We start from the raw sequence: 13,466 nt of genomic DNA on the forward strand, positions 1-13,466 counted from the left end.
TTAAAAACCAAGCGGAGGGAATAATCGAATACGAGTCCGAGATGGCTCGGATCACATGACTCGCCGCATGCTACACAATCGGAGGGGAAGGGAAAGATGAATATATTCACGGAAACGGAGAGAAAAGAGATTGAAGATATTCTGCCTGGCATAAGGCTTAAGGCGGATGAGAAACTGCTTTGATCTCTGAGAAGGGTCTTTCAGGCCCTACCGCTTCTATATTTTCCACAACTGTTAACTTCTGTCTTCAGCAAACTAATCTATGCTGGAGAAAGGAGCGGAAACTATAGTCGAACAGTGTCTGAAAATAAAGGAGGGCGAAGACGTTGTCGTTGTAAATGACGGGAACGACCAGGAGTTAATCGATACATTGGTCCAGAAGATATCGGAAGTAACCGACAGCTACGAACTTATCGAGTACGAGGAACCTTCAGAACACGGAGAGGAGCCGCCGGGGAAGATAGCTGAGAAGCTAAAACAGGCAGATGTTTTTCTCGCACCAACAAAGAAATCGATCTCACATACAGATGCCAGACGGAACGCGAATGAAAACGGCGCCCGAGGGGCCAACTCTTCCAGGCATAACCCAAGAGATCTGGAATACGTCTCTTCAGGCCGACTACGGAAGGGTCGAGAGACTGTCCGAGAAGGTTTACTCGCTGCTTGAAGATACCGACACGGTACATATAGAGACTTCAACAGGTACCGATCTGAAGATAGATGTTGATATAGATTACTTCGAGGTTGATACTGGTATGATTCATGAAAGCGGGGAGTTCGGAAACCTGCCGGCCGGAGAAGCAGATGGAGCATCCTTGAATGCCAGAGGCACGCTGGTGATCGATCATTTTCCTATAGTTGATGGAAGTGAGGGTGCGAAGATAAGGATTGAAGACAACGAGGTCGTTGAAATCGAAGGCGGTGAAGAGTTCAGAGAAGCCTTGTTTTCAACAGATGGCGGAAGGAACGTCGCTGAGTTCGGATTCGGAACCAATGAGGAGGCAACCTTGATAGGGAATATTTTACAGGATGAAAAAGTGCTAGGTACGGTTCATATCGCATTTGGAGATAACTCTTCTTACGTCCCGAAAGGCGATGATAACCGGGTTAACTGCCCGCTTCACTGGGATGTTATCTGTGAGAAGCCGACCGTCAGGTTCGACGATCAGCTGATCCTGGACCAGGGAGAGCCAGTCTTCCTCAAGGATTTATAAGAATGCGGTAGAATATCGATATTAGAATGTCTAGTTTAGAGGCTGTCAACAACGTATCTGAATTTTCGTGGACAGCTTTCACTATGCCTAAGCGCTTTTTTACTGGAGCCAAGCTACTGAATATTATCAGATAAGGCTCCAGAACCAACAAACGTTTCCCAAGGTTTTCTCATGGTTCTGGAACAACTCAAAGACGGCGCCCAACGGCAGTTACAGGTCTTCGACGAAGGAACACGTCAGCTAACACTTTTACTCTGCCTTCCGCTTATCGACGGAGTTTTCGCCACCTTGCTTGTAACAGGAGCGGTACAGAACCTCACAGATTATCTGCTGATTGCCCTGACAGTTTTCTCAGGCGCAGGCTCTCTAGCGGTACTTTACTCGTACGCTGAGTCTATAGAAGAGGCCAAATCAATGGTGTTAAAAGCAGCACCGGTCCTAGTTGTCGGAGCCTCATTAATCGGTCTTGTTGCCCCGGTATACGATCAGCTATTTAGCTCACAGACTTTGAGTTATACTGCGGCTTTGGTTCTGATGGTTATAGCTGGAAAACTCGCTGAAATCGATCCTGCCGAGAAAGTATCTACGACAACGGTCCTGGTAACAGGTCTTGTCTTATCTCTCCAAAGTCCTGGTGCTTTGACACTTTCACTTGGATACTTGGCGCCTGCGGCTCTGACAGCGCTTACAGCCACCTTTTTCCTTTATGTGGCTACTTATCTGACGAACATGGATATGGAGCTTGGATACATAAGGAAGGGAAGCGCTCTAGTTGTCATACTGATCGGACTTTCCGTCGCAGGTCTTAGCATACCTTCAGAGCTAGGCTTGGTTGTTTTCGGCGTATCTCTTATGGCTTCGCTGGCTTAAAAGGTCTGGACGGTGAAGTTTGCGTTTGATTCGAGCTTTTTCTCTATTCTAAGCATTATTCGCTGCCGTGTCGGGCTGAGAACCATGAGAAAGCCCACTAGGTCTGTGATAAAACCGGGTGTTAAAAGCGCCAGTCCTCCGAAAACAAGTAAAGCTGCTTCTATCAGATTCCGAGATGCTTCCTTTGCGGTTACTGCGGTTGTCAGTCTCCTGAAAACAGTTCTGCCTTCTCTACGAACAAGCTCTGCTCCTATTAGTCCTGTAAGTAGTATTAAGGCGAGTGTGTAAAGTATTCCGAGGAACTCAGTTGCCTGTAACAGCAGAAAGAAATCAAGGAATGGAAGAGTCAACGCGATTATCAGCAGATAGGCGAACATATTCTACAATGTTGTATCTAGCTTCAAATGGGCTACTGACGAACTCATTAAAGATTTCAGCTAGCAATCTTTTACATGAACAAGCTCTTGAAGAAGCTGGTAGAGACTCCGTCCGTATCTGGCGATGAGTCCGAGATAAGAGAACTGATTAAAAACGAGATTGAAGACGAGGCTGACTCGATTGAAACAGATAACTTCGGCAACCTAGTTGCCAGAAAAGGCAAGGGCGATAAAACGCTGATGCTGATGGCGCACATGGACCAGATAGGTTTAACGGTCAAAAATATTACAGAAGACGGATTTATCAAGTTCTCCAAGGTAGGAGGGGTTACAACACAGTCATTGATGAACCAGAGGGTTGATGTTCACGGCGAGGAAGACATTAAAGGCGTAATAGGTATGAAGCCGCCGCATCTGATGGATAAGGAAGAGCGCGATAAGCTGCCTGAGAAGAAAACATTGTTCATAGATATCGGCGCAGAGGACAAAGAGGAGGCTCAAGAACTTGTAAGCGTTGGAGACTTCATTACTTTCGAAAGAGAGCTTGAGAACCTTCAGAACGATTACTACACTTCGCTGGCGATGGATAACCGTGTTGGGTGCCTAGTTGGGATTAAAGCGCTGGAAAGATTTGATGAGGACTTCGAGCTAGCGGTTGTCTTCTCCACGCAGGAAGAAGTAGGTCTGAAAGGAGCGAAAACTTCGACTTTCTCAGTTAACCCTGATGCCGCACTTGCTGTCGATGTCTCGATCGCAGGAGACGTCCCCGGCGTCCAGGACGATGAGTCCACACTCAAAATGGGTGGCGGGGTCGAGATAACGCTCGTCCAGAGCAACGGCCGCGGGCTGATCACCCCGGAGAGTGTAAAGACCTGGCTTCTTGATACGGCTGAAGACTACGAACATGAACACCAGCCAGGAGTATGGGAGGGCGGTGCCACGGACGCTGCATCCATCGAACTTGAGCGCTCAGGCGTACCGACCGGCTCTATAGGAGTTCCATTGAGGAATATGCACTCTTCGACGGAGATAGTCAAGCTCAGTGATATAGAAGACACTGTAGCATTCCTCGAGGACTCGTTCGCAGAGTTCGAAAACCACTTCTAAAGCTCTACGTTGTAGAGCGTCCCATATTTTTCCTTTACATATTCTATGAAGTAATCAGCTGTCAGAGCTTCTCCCGTGACGTTTTCGATCAGTTCATCTGTCTCAAGTCTTTGACCCTCGGAGTGGATGTTTTCTCTCAGCCAGCCGAGTAGTGGCTTGAACTCTCCGTTTTCAAATCCTTCTTCCAGACTGTCTAACTCGTTTTCCGCAGTGTTGTATAGCTGGGCTGCTAGTACAGTTCCCATTGTATAGGTTGGGAAGTATCCGAAGTTACCCCAGCCCCAGTGAATATCCTGTAAAACACCTTCAGAAGCAGATTCTACTTCGACGTTGAGAAGCTCCTCCATGCGCTGATTCCAGAGACCGGGCAGCTCTTCGACCTCTATGTCTCCGTTGATAAGTTTTCGCCCCAGTTCAAAACGTAGAGCAATATGTAAGTGATAGGATAGCTCATCAGCCTCCGTCCTTATCTTATTGTCGAAATCTATCGAGTTGACCGCTTCATAGCACTCTTCAGGTTCAACGTCCTCGAACTTCCCGGATACCTCTTCCATCTCTTTTACGAAGTAGTTCCAGAAGCTCTTTGACCGTCCTACGTGGTTCTCCCAGAGTCTTGACTGGGATTCGTGGACGGAAAGCTCTCTTGGCTCTCCTAAAGGCGTACCGTACTCTTCCTGTGGCACGCCAAGGTTGTAAAGTGCGTGACCGGTCTCATGCATTGTGATCGCGATGTTTTCCGCGACTGAATCGTCCTGGAAACGGGTTGTGATCCGTGTATCGAACTGGTTTCCGGAGGTAAACGGATGGGTCGAGGTATCGACACGTCCGTGTTCGAAGTCAAAGCCTATCAGCTCGGCGGCTTTACGAGCCAGCTCCATGTTTTTCTCATCGGAGAGTTCGACCTCCAGAGGTGAGGTATCAAGCTCTTTATCTGCGTTCTCTAGTTTTTCCAGCATCTCCGGTAACTCCGATTTCAACTGGTCGATCACCTGCTCAACTCTTTCGAAGCTGATGTATGGTTCGTAATCCTCGAAAAGCACTTTGTAGGCTTCTTTGTCCGGATCGATGTGTTCAGCGTACTCTCGTTTTAACTCAACCATTTCCTGTAAGCTTTGTGCGAAAATCTCGAAGTCATCTTCTTCACGCGCTTTCTTCCATGATTCTACGTTTTCACTGCTTTTCTTCGAGATCTTCTCCGTCAGACTTTCAGGAACTTTTTTCGCACGTTCATGGCTTCTTCTAACCTCTCTCAACACAGCAGACTGATCTTCATCCAGTTTTTCTTCGGAAAGCTCTTCGATATAGCTCTCTAACTCTTCGGAGGTAATTTTCTGATGTCTGACCTTGGATAGGACAGAGTTCTGTAGTGAACGAGCCTGGATGCCTTTTTCCGGCATCATTACCTCTTGATCCCAGCTTAAGACTCCTTGAGCGTCGCCTAGTATGTGTATTTCCTTTACTTTGTCTTCGAAATTCTCGTAACTCATGTTCAGAAAATGGTGGCTGAGCGGTTAAACGTCTATTCAACTCTGTCGGCGATTATCTCCATACTGCCTTCATAGAGCTTTACGGTCCCGGTGACCTCTACGGTCTGACTGTCATTTACACGGGACGAGGATTCGAACTCCGCGACTTTAACCGCGCCTTCGGAGTCTTCTAGATCGAAGAACAGCGTGTCGTTAACTCTGTAGCTGTTTCGAACCGTTCCATCCACGGTTACTTTCTTCCCGATCCAGCCCGGTTTTATTTCATCTGTCTCTGCTTTTTCCGGGGTGATATAGGTAGAGGAAAGATGTATTAGCCCAAGACCGATTACTGATAAGACCAGGGCGTGTCTGTAGTGGTCTTTCAAACTGCCACTTCGTCAGAGAGGTACTCGAGTTCGGTTTCAATTTTCGCCATGGCAAACGCCCGGAGCATACAGTTGGTTTTTAACGTTCGACTGGTAAAAATCCTGTGTAAGGTGCTGAAAACAATGGAGAAGCCTAGAGGAAAACAGTTGATTGGGAAAACAATAGTTTCTGAAGAACACGGCAAGAAGTTCGGAGAGGTCGACGATCTTTCATACGTCGCCGATACCGGAGAGCTGATGAACCTGCTTGTTAGAAATACTACAGAACACATCGATGAAGTCAAGCTACAGGAAGACAAGCAAGGAAGGAACATAGTGCCTTTCAGCGCAGTAAGAAGCATTGGAGACTTCGTGATCGTAAGCGAAGACGATATACTGTAAGTAATGAAACCAAGTCTTGGGGAAGTCAAAGACTTTCTTCAGGACAAGTTTCTTCTCTCAATATTCTTAGTTGGAGCCTCAGGTTATCTCATCATATTTCTGGAGAATTTTTCAGATCCTTTCGATATTTTACTGAGGTTAGCAGGGATATCGTTTACAGTAGGCTCTGTGCTTTTTCTAGTATGGAGTGAGATCAGGAGAAATCTTGAGAATTCAAGTAGGACGTTAGATGCCTCGCTTGATTTTCTGAAAAGCGGCGTCTACTTTATTATTCTGGCTCCTGCTACACGTATGGTGAAATCTGATCCTCTTAGTCGTGCCTTCGGACGCTCTGTACCAAGTTTTATCTCAGAACTCGGCATTATTTTTGTAGGCATAGTTTTTGTGATTTCTGCGGTTCTGTCGTTCTTGTACTTCGGTATGGGGCTGGAGAAGCTCTTTGAAGAAATAGAAAGAGTAAAGAAATGGAACGAGTAGGATCTAGTCGTTGACGATCCCTGCGTCCTCGATTCTGAAGACTGCTTCTGCTTCAGGCATGTAAGGGCTGTCGACGAGTCGTGCGACTCTTTTGTCTTTTTTCCCTTTTCTCAGGTATATTCTTACTGCTGAGTTGTGTGCCACGATGTGCCCTCCGATTGCTTTTGTTGGGTCTCCAAACATCTGATCAGGGTTGGACATAACCTGGTTGGTTACGACCACTGCGATGTTGTGGGAGTTAGCGATACGCAAAAGTGTGTTCATGTGCTTGTTGAGCTTCTGCTGTCTTGGTGCTAGCTCTCCACGTCCAACGTAATCAGATCTGAACTGTGCTGTCAACGAGTCGACGATGATCAGTCCGATGTCTTCCTTCTGTGCGATGTCCTGTGCTTCATCCGCCAGTAGTACTTGGTGGTCGGAGTTGAATGCCCGTGCGACGTGGATGTTGTTCAGTACTTCTTCAGGGTCCTGTCCGTTGGCTTCTGCCATCTGTTCGATACGGTCCGGGATGAATGTGTCTTCGGTATCGATGTAGATAGCTCCTTTTCCAAGTCCGCCTTCTCCTTCCGGTAGCTGGACGTTGGTTGCGAGCTGGTGGGAAAGCTGTGTCTTTGCGCTTCCGTACTCTCCGTAGAACTCGGTGATTGCCTGGGTTTCTACTCCGCCGCCAAGGATCTCGTCTAGATCATCGCAGTTTGTGAGAATTCTTTTCATCTCCTTGCGCTGATCGTACTTTTCCTTACCGGTCTGGAATCCGCCGATGTCGGCCTGTCGCCGCGCCGATGAAATTATCTTCTGCGCGCTGCTTTCACCTACATCCGCTTTCTCCGCTAGCTCTCCCGAGCTAAGTGTCGCAATCGACATCAGGTCGTCTAGACCTGCTTCCTGTAGTTTCTCCGCGGTTTTGCCTCCTACGCCTTTCAAGTCAGTTAAGTCTTTGTCTTCTTCAGCCACTGTTTAACATCTCCTTAATACTGTTTTTACGCTTCTAGAACGTCCAGCAGTTCGTTGATCTCTTCGCTGGCATCGAACTCGTCTAATTCGTTGACGATGATCTCGAGCTGTCCGAAGTAATCGTTGTAACGTGTACGTCCTGTGATTGTGATTTCCTTGCCTAAAGCGTTTTCCGCTGAGGCCTCGATCTTCTTCTGTTTGCCGGACTTTTCGGTTTCCTCATCGACGTCCAGAAGTTTCCGTGCCTGCTCTCTGAAGAACACGCATCGGGTGTTTCCTGTGCCGTCGTCGATTACCGCTGATACTGCTAGCCGGGTCTCCGGTTCGTCTACGACTTCGCCCTCATCTGTTTCGTAGTCTCCATCGTCGTTTGCCCTGACGGTATCGCCTGTATCAGGATCTACGCGGTAGAAAGGATTTGAAGTGTATACTGCGACTACGATCCCGTTTGTTATGTAGTTTGCGTTCTCGTCTTTGATGTCTTTGATCTCTGCTTTCTCTGCGTCTCCGCCGCTTCCACCGGTTTCGACTTCCGGTACTTCATCGTCGTCGGCCATGGCTACTTGAGCTTCGTCTCCAAGTCTTAGCTCTGCGTTCCCGCGGTTGTCCTCTACGGTGTAGCATCCGCTGATCTTTACGGCATCGCCCTCGTTTACTTTTTCTGCGATCTGTGTCTGTTCATCCCAGAGGGTTACCCGGATTGATCCGGTTTCATCTGCGATTACAATGTTCTGTACTTTTCCTTCCTCACCGTCGTCTCTGTCGAATGTGTTAGGGTCCAGTACTGCGGTGACTCGGCCTTTGATGCTTACCTTCCGCATCTCAGGTACTATGTTTTCGATCTTCAGGTCGTTGCTGGCTTCGCTTAGCTGTACTCCGTGTTCTTTAGCTACTAAGTGTACTGCTCCTTCTTCACTTACCATTCCGGAGAACTCTTCCATCTTCTCCTCTACTTTTTCTTTAATATCGTCTTCTGAAAGGTCGGATTCCTCCGCTGTTTTCTCGATTAAACCGTCAACGTCCATGTTCTCGAAAGGGTATGAAATCCTTAAATCAGTGGTTGAAGTCCGGTACTTAGGTGTAGAAAAACCGGGTTCAAAATAAAAATGAGTAAGTCGGAGAACGACTTACCTGAGAGCGTTTCTTACGTCTTCGCCCCTGACTGTCTTCCGGTCGTCGTCTTTTGCGACCGAGATTGCCTGCTCAGAGATGTCTCCGGCGTAAGTTTCTAGTACTTCACGCAGTTCTTCTGCCGCGCCTTTGGAAACTCTCTTGCTTGTCTCCGACTTGATTAAATCCTTCATCTTGGATGTTGAGAACTCCATTATCCTATTAGTAGAACCCTCTCAGAACTATTATAAACCGAACGTATATGTGAAACTGTGTTAAGACTCCTCCGTCCTCAAAAAATCTTCAGAGACCTAGTTGGTGTATTTCGGCTGTTATACTCGTAAAAATACCTTTCAGATACCTCAACTGTTAACTTCGGCTCAACAATACTAATAAACTGAAATGCCTTCAAAACTCACATAGATGAAGGATCACGATCTCGAAAAGCTATTTCTGAACAAGAAGCCGGTAGATCTGCTCATACAGCTGGAAAAACACGATAATAGAAACTATGCCTCGGCTCTCTCGACCGACGCTGATGTAACTTACTCTCACACAGTCAAATGTCTCCAGAGAATGGAGCGGTATGGCCTGGTTGAGTTCGAACGCAAGGGCAGGAAAAAGGAGATCAAGCTCACAGATCAAGGCGACCAGATCGCAGAGAATCTCTTCGACCTCATGAAAGCTATGACAGGAGACGAAGAAACCGAGGACGAAGACTCTGTTATAGAAGATTCCTCGCTGTAAACTCTCTGCCTGCTTCAAAACCTTCTTTTTCTTTCCACATACCTCTCATTTTCTAGTTCCAGGCTGTTTGTGCGCCATGCGTTCTCACATTCTCACAACACATGTTGTTCTTATCTTGTGAACATTCTTTCCTTTTAACATCCTTTTGTTTTCATTGACGGGTTAATAGAACTACAAAAGAGTGTTCTTTCCTGGTGAACAACGCCCTTATGTTTGTTAATATACGTACCTAGAGCCTTTGATGTGAGAGTAACCAGGATTCAAGACGACGGCAAGAAGTTCATTCTACATGGCGAAGAGGCTCTCTACGGTCGTCTAGAGGAGGTATTTGACCAGATAGGTCTAGGTATTTCTGTCACTGAGTCCGATACAGGTGTCGCAAACATAATCTATACGGAGAACAACCGGGATATCGTCCTCAGCCTGCTTAGAGATCATACTGAAGGCGTTATGAGAAACAAGTCGTGAGTGTTCGACCAATTTACACACTCTTCTGACTCAGGGGCCTCTGAACAAGGTGTGAGGAAGCCTGCTCGAAAAACTCTCATAACAAACCTTCTTTATCGGAAAATACTGAAGTTGTGGTTTCTGGATACTTCTTGGGGAATTGGCTTGGGGTCGCGGCAGAGATCTACTCTATAATAAAGGAGGTTTAACTTCGGTCTGTGAAACTACCTGATCGATTTTCCCTAGTTGGGATAAACCTTCTTTGTTATGGCTGTTTTTCGGTATTTGGCCTCAATCTCTATGAGTGTTCGACTGTTTTGAACACTCTTGGTGTGGTGGGGTCGGTCTCCTAGCGAAGGACTCTCTCAGGAAGAGGCCAGATTGGTTCTATTCGCCAAGCTGGGGCTGGCTTTCCGTCCAATTTAACTGTCACAGAGAGCAAGACGGCGCCAATATCTGAAAGCAAGATTATGTGTCTCTAGAGGCGCTGTTCGTAGAGTGTTCGGTAAGCTTTAACACTCGTTAGTTTTCTTTATCATCGCTTGGTGAAATCATAAGGTACTAAAAACAGTAGAGTGTTCAATAGTTGTGAACACTATAATGTTCGGTAGGGTCGAACAGTCTCAGTTCGTATGTGAGCAACAGCAGGTCTAAATGAGGTATTTGGCTCCAGAATCTTAGAGAGATACTTCTCGAGATCGATCCTACGGCCTGGCTGGGCATGTAAGTTAAATCCTCGGAGCCAAGCTGTGTGTATGGAGAGAATCAAAGCAATCAGGAAGGCTGCTGATATAGCTAGCCAGACAATGGGTTTTGCGAGAGAGCAAGAGGCGGTTGGGATGACGGAAAAAGAGCTGGCGGAAATGATAGATGAGAGGATGAGAGAGTTAGGGGCTAGCCGGAACGCCTTCGATACCATCGTCGGGGCGGGAGAGAACGGAGCCGAGATACACCATGTGCCTGACGATCGAGTGATATGTGAGGGCGAGCCTGTGGTTATCGACCTGGGTTGTGTGTACAACGAGTACTGTAGTGACATGACGAGAACTGTTGTCTTCGGAGGCTCGCCAGGTGAGAAGTACCGGGAAGTTTTCGAAGCGGTAAAGGAATCCCAGCGTAAGGCTATCTCGGCTGTTAGGGCAGGGGTAAACGCCCGGGATGTCGATGCCGCTGCCAGAGACTATCTCGAGGAGAAAGGATGGGGCAAAAACTTCGTTCACTCGACAGGACACGGAGTTGGGAAAAAAGTTCACGAAAAGCCAAGCCTCTCGCCAGGAAGTGAGGATAAACTCGAGGAAGGAAATGTGGTCACAATCGAACCGGGAGTCTACATCGAAGGAGAGTTCGGTGTGAGGATAGAAGATCTGATGGTTGTGAGGGAGGAAGATTATGAGATACTGGGGCGGTAATCTATGGCCACAAACATAGACCTAATTTAAGTGTTACTATATAATGACAACTTTGTGAACTTCCGTAAATCGTTGTATAAAAAGAGAGACGGTCAGGCTAAGGGGACTTCTGTCTTCATGGGGACTCGGTTTACCGGCTTTCCGAAAAAAGACTGGTATGGGGAGACCAACACCATAGGGGGCGGAAGCCCGCTTAACTACAGAAGCTCGTTTATGCTCAATAAAGGTCTAACAAACCTGCTCAGGGCGGGCAAAGAAGACTTCGAGATAGAGGAAGGGTCTTTACACATAAACAACCGGAGTATCGAGGAGATAAACGACTTTCTAAACGGCGAAGGTAACGGCGATCTAACTTTGATCAACACTGGGCCGTTTAACAGCGAAATAGAAGACAAGGCCGGCGGAGACAGAGAATCACATCTTAACTACTTCGAGTTAATGATGGATCAAGGCATGAAGGTCGTAAACACGCCTAAGATCGCGAAAGCTTGTGGAGACAAGCGTATAACATACAGTTTGTTTGAGGAACAGAAGGAAAACAGTCTTCCATGGTACAACCTTGATCACTATCTTTCCGGTCCAGGGATCGCAGGGCTAAAAAATGACTTCAAACGTTTCAAAGACAAATATAACTTCGAGGACGGAGAGAACGGAGATGTACCGGTTGTGGCCAAGCCGGCTAATGGCAGTGGCGGAGATGAAATACTTTTCACAACGATGGATTCGTTTATCAGCGGTGCTGAAAGGAAAGGCTCGATACGGAAACTTTTCGCATCTGAAGGCTATAATCCGAATGGAAGAGTTCTACAGATGTCAGTTCCTGCGGTATATGATCAGCGGATAATTGCGACCGACGGCGTAATTGAGACTGCCGAAACGCGTATTGGCGAAGGAGATCTCCACAACTTACAGGGAGGAGGTAGAGCAATACCTGTCAAGAGAGATGAACTACAGGAGGGGGCTGTAAATATGGTGCAGGATTACTCGAAAGCTCTCTTACAGGGACTCGGTGTTCATGAAAACGCAGGGTCGTTCATAGGATGGGATGCTCTGGGATTCGACCTTGAAAGCGAGAAGCTCGATGGCTTCCCGGATTACAAACGTTTTTTGCGGGAAAATGTAGCTCATGAAGATTACGCCGTCGAGCATGAAGGCCAAACAGTTTATCTGGTTCCTGGAGAGGCCAATGATTCGCCGGGATCAAAGATTGACGGTGTTAACTCGGCTCACCCTGAACAAAACTCAGCTCTAGCTTTGATGAAGTTTGCCGATGATCTCAGCAGAGGTCAGGTTCACGACCCTTACGAGGCTGAACAACTAGCTCCAGTTTACAGACATATTGTGAACGATCATTTCAGAGACATGTAGGGTTGTGGTCACTAAAAGGTAACATATATAATAGTGTGTCATGGTATTGTCACTGTGAGATAATCAAATGACAGAAGATTCAATAAACCGCGACGGTTCAATAGAGGACGTCTCGGCAATGTTAGGTGGGGATGGAAGCGCAAAAACGGAAGACGGAACTATCGCAGCTGATGATAGCTCGATGTCATCCGACGACTCAGTGTTCACTCCTGGTTTCCCAGAGGGTTCTGGAGGATCGACAGGACGTGGAGGTCTTGGACCGAACAGCGACGATTTACCGGTGCCTGCTCCCAGTGGCGACGAACCTGAAAGAGAGTTCGTTTCTCCTGAGAACTCGGACGAGTTCAGTCTAGGGTACAAAGTTGTCGGAGACAAGTCTGACTCACGACTTCCTAACTTCCTTACTGTAACTTACGAACAGGCGAACAGCTGGTTCGATGAAGGATTAGGTTCTGATGCCTCCTACGATATAGGAATAGGGGACAAAATTAAATCTGCTGTAGCACACTTCCCGGGCGTCGGATCCGCCTCTAACTCGTCCACAGATAGAGGCATTGGGGAAACTGATAGACAAGGAAAACTAACACGCAGAGCCTTCGTTCACGGAGGTCTGGCGGCTTTAGCGGGAGCTTCCGCAGGCGTAGCATCTCAGCAGACAGGAGGTTCTCAGAATGGTCCTGAGGCACGCGATTCTGGGGGAGGAGCATCTGAAGCCGCGGGCAGCACAGCTGACGATATTTACAGGCTCCAAGATGGGGAATCCACGATCGATCTGGATATTTCTCCGAGACAGGACTACAATGAGCTTACATGGGGGATCCAGGAAGATGGAGACCTGATTGTAATGGATGAATCCGACCGTCAAATCTGGGAGTATGAGGCAGAAGACGTTGAAGGACTTGACGTCCTTAAGGCGCTGTATCAGGGCGAGTCTAAGACGCTCCCTGAAGGCGCAGCAAAACAGATCAGCTCTGGAGAAAACTGGGAGGAAAACGACCAGTATGTTGAAGCCAGTTACTCGGAGGTCAAAGATACTCTCGTAAAAAATGGCCAGAAAAGAACAGCTGCCAACGTCTTATATGACTTCAGTGAATCAAGACTAGATGATCAACCAGTCTACGAAGACGAAATCGAACATCTTCTTGAGTAGGTC

General features: G+C 47.4%; 17 protein-coding genes. 11 read left to right on the forward strand and 6 right to left on the reverse strand.

Annotated features, from left to right (window positions below; all coding sequences use genetic code 11):
• Nucleotides 1-262 precede the first annotated feature (262 nt).
• From SVXnc_RS00090 to SVXnc_RS00100, 3 genes are all read left to right on the forward strand, one after another.
• On the forward strand, nt 263-667 hold the full coding sequence (locus SVXnc_RS00090) for a M29 family metallopeptidase (protein ID WP_347721923.1): 405 nt from the start codon (nt 263-265) through the stop codon (nt 665-667).
• Between the two features lie 19 nt (nt 668-686).
• Nucleotides 687-1,214, forward strand: coding sequence for a 2,5-dihydroxypyridine 5,6-dioxygenase NicX family protein (locus SVXnc_RS00095; protein ID WP_347722428.1), 528 nt, complete (start codon nt 687-689; stop codon nt 1,212-1,214).
• A 171-nt stretch (nt 1,215-1,385) separates the two neighbouring features.
• The gene (locus SVXnc_RS00100) at nt 1,386-2,084 is read left to right on the forward strand and encodes a DUF5794 domain-containing protein (protein ID WP_347721924.1); all 699 of its coding nucleotides are present in this window, start codon (nt 1,386-1,388) and stop codon (nt 2,082-2,084) included.
• Here the strand turns inward: SVXnc_RS00100 and SVXnc_RS00105 are convergent.
• The gene (locus tag SVXnc_RS00105; protein ID WP_347721925.1) at nt 2,081-2,461 is read right to left on the reverse strand and encodes an FxsA family protein; all 381 of its coding nucleotides are present in this window, start codon (nt 2,459-2,461) and stop codon (nt 2,081-2,083) included. The genes SVXnc_RS00100 and SVXnc_RS00105 overlap by 4 nt on opposite strands.
• Before the next feature lie 75 nt (nt 2,462-2,536).
• On the opposite strand from SVXnc_RS00105, the gene SVXnc_RS00110 reads away from it, so the two are divergent.
• Nucleotides 2,537-3,568 carry a M42 family metallopeptidase gene (locus SVXnc_RS00110; protein ID WP_347721926.1) on the forward strand — a complete coding sequence of 344 codons (1,032 nt, stop codon included), beginning with the start codon at nt 2,537-2,539 and terminating at the stop codon, nt 3,566-3,568.
• Here the strand turns inward: SVXnc_RS00110 and SVXnc_RS00115 are convergent.
• Nucleotides 3,565-5,055 carry a carboxypeptidase M32 gene (locus SVXnc_RS00115; RefSeq protein WP_347721927.1) on the reverse strand — a complete coding sequence of 497 codons (1,491 nt, stop codon included), beginning with the start codon at nt 5,053-5,055 and terminating at the stop codon, nt 3,565-3,567. The two genes, SVXnc_RS00110 and SVXnc_RS00115, sit on opposite strands and share 4 nt — an antisense overlap.
• Nucleotides 5,056-5,087: 32 nt before the next feature.
• A complete protein-coding gene (locus SVXnc_RS00120; protein WP_347721928.1) occupies nt 5,088-5,420 on the reverse strand; it encodes an OB-fold nucleic acid binding domain-containing protein in 333 nt (110 codons plus the stop codon).
• Between the two features lie 123 nt (nt 5,421-5,543).
• Between SVXnc_RS00120 and SVXnc_RS00125 the strand changes: the two genes are divergently transcribed.
• Nucleotides 5,544-5,801, forward strand: a complete 258-nt coding sequence (locus SVXnc_RS00125) for a PRC-barrel domain-containing protein (RefSeq protein ID WP_347721929.1) — start codon at nt 5,544-5,546, stop codon at nt 5,799-5,801.
• A 3-nt stretch (nt 5,802-5,804) separates the two neighbouring features.
• Nucleotides 5,805-6,278, forward strand: a complete 474-nt coding sequence (locus tag SVXnc_RS00130; protein ID WP_347721930.1) for a hypothetical protein — start codon at nt 5,805-5,807, stop codon at nt 6,276-6,278.
• A gap of 3 nt (nt 6,279-6,281) precedes the next feature.
• Here SVXnc_RS00130 and radA read toward each other — a convergent pair whose 3' ends face one another.
• The 3 genes from radA to SVXnc_RS00145 all read right to left on the reverse strand — a co-directional run bounded on the left by radA (nt 6,282) and on the right by SVXnc_RS00145 (nt 8,557).
• Nucleotides 6,282-7,232, reverse strand: coding sequence for a DNA repair and recombination protein RadA (gene radA / locus SVXnc_RS00135; RefSeq protein WP_347721931.1), 951 nt, complete (start codon nt 7,230-7,232; stop codon nt 6,282-6,284).
• Nucleotides 7,233-7,258: 26 nt separating this feature from the next.
• Nucleotides 7,259-8,257: an OB-fold nucleic acid binding domain-containing protein gene (locus tag SVXnc_RS00140; RefSeq protein WP_347721932.1), complete on the reverse strand. Its 999-nt coding sequence runs from the start codon at nt 8,255-8,257 to the stop codon at nt 7,259-7,261.
• 102 nt (nt 8,258-8,359) lie between these two features.
• On the reverse strand, nt 8,360-8,557 hold the full coding sequence (locus tag SVXnc_RS00145) for a histone (protein ID WP_347721933.1): 198 nt from the start codon (nt 8,555-8,557) through the stop codon (nt 8,360-8,362).
• A 208-nt stretch (nt 8,558-8,765) separates the two neighbouring features.
• Between SVXnc_RS00145 and SVXnc_RS00150 the strand changes: the two genes are divergently transcribed.
• The 5 genes from SVXnc_RS00150 (at nt 8,766) to SVXnc_RS00170 (ending at nt 13,463) form a co-directional block, all read left to right on the forward strand.
• Nucleotides 8,766-9,089: a winged helix DNA-binding protein gene (locus tag SVXnc_RS00150; RefSeq protein WP_347721934.1), complete on the forward strand. Its 324-nt coding sequence runs from the start codon at nt 8,766-8,768 to the stop codon at nt 9,087-9,089.
• Between the two features lie 243 nt (nt 9,090-9,332).
• A complete protein-coding gene (locus SVXnc_RS00155; protein WP_347721935.1) occupies nt 9,333-9,557 on the forward strand; it encodes a hypothetical protein in 225 nt (74 codons plus the stop codon).
• A gap of 734 nt (nt 9,558-10,291) precedes the next feature.
• Nucleotides 10,292-10,945 (forward strand): M24 family metallopeptidase, encoded by a 654-nt coding sequence (locus SVXnc_RS00160; RefSeq protein WP_347721936.1) that lies wholly within the window; start codon nt 10,292-10,294, stop codon nt 10,943-10,945.
• A 54-nt stretch (nt 10,946-10,999) separates the two neighbouring features.
• Nucleotides 11,000-12,313 carry an ATP-grasp domain-containing protein gene (locus SVXnc_RS00165; protein WP_347721937.1) on the forward strand — a complete coding sequence of 438 codons (1,314 nt, stop codon included), beginning with the start codon at nt 11,000-11,002 and terminating at the stop codon, nt 12,311-12,313.
• 67 nt (nt 12,314-12,380) lie between these two features.
• Nucleotides 12,381-13,463: a hypothetical protein gene (locus SVXnc_RS00170; protein WP_347721938.1), complete on the forward strand. Its 1,083-nt coding sequence runs from the start codon at nt 12,381-12,383 to the stop codon at nt 13,461-13,463.
• Nucleotides 13,464-13,466: the final 3 nt, after the last annotated feature.

Source organism: Candidatus Nanohalococcus occultus, from assembly GCF_029207735.1.
Taxonomy (GTDB): Archaea; Nanohalarchaeota; Nanosalinia; order Nanosalinales; family Nanosalinaceae; genus Nanohalococcus; species Nanohalococcus occultus.

Coding starts and splice junctions, on each gene's coding strand:
- SVXnc_RS00150 (WP_347721934.1), top strand. CDS start 8,766: ATGAAGGATCACGATCTCGAAAAGCTATTTCTGAACAAGAAGCCGGTA.
- SVXnc_RS00090 (WP_347721923.1), top strand. CDS start 263: ATGCTGGAGAAAGGAGCGGAAACTATAGTCGAACAGTGTCTGAAAATA.
- SVXnc_RS00130 (WP_347721930.1), top strand. CDS start 5,805: ATGAAACCAAGTCTTGGGGAAGTCAAAGACTTTCTTCAGGACAAGTTT.
- SVXnc_RS00160 (WP_347721936.1), top strand. CDS start 10,292: ATGGAGAGAATCAAAGCAATCAGGAAGGCTGCTGATATAGCTAGCCAG.
- SVXnc_RS00115 (WP_347721927.1), bottom strand. CDS start 5,055: ATGAGTTACGAGAATTTCGAAGACAAAGTAAAGGAAATACACATACTA.
- SVXnc_RS00100 (WP_347721924.1), top strand. CDS start 1,386: ATGGTTCTGGAACAACTCAAAGACGGCGCCCAACGGCAGTTACAGGTC.
- SVXnc_RS00105 (WP_347721925.1), bottom strand. CDS start 2,461: ATGTTCGCCTATCTGCTGATAATCGCGTTGACTCTTCCATTCCTTGAT.
- SVXnc_RS00110 (WP_347721926.1), top strand. CDS start 2,537: ATGAACAAGCTCTTGAAGAAGCTGGTAGAGACTCCGTCCGTATCTGGC.
- SVXnc_RS00145 (WP_347721933.1), bottom strand. CDS start 8,557: ATGGAGTTCTCAACATCCAAGATGAAGGATTTAATCAAGTCGGAGACA.
- SVXnc_RS00170 (WP_347721938.1), top strand. CDS start 12,381: ATGACAGAAGATTCAATAAACCGCGACGGTTCAATAGAGGACGTCTCG.
- SVXnc_RS00140 (WP_347721932.1), bottom strand. CDS start 8,257: ATGGACGTTGACGGTTTAATCGAGAAAACAGCGGAGGAATCCGACCTT.
- SVXnc_RS00125 (WP_347721929.1), top strand. CDS start 5,544: ATGGAGAAGCCTAGAGGAAAACAGTTGATTGGGAAAACAATAGTTTCT.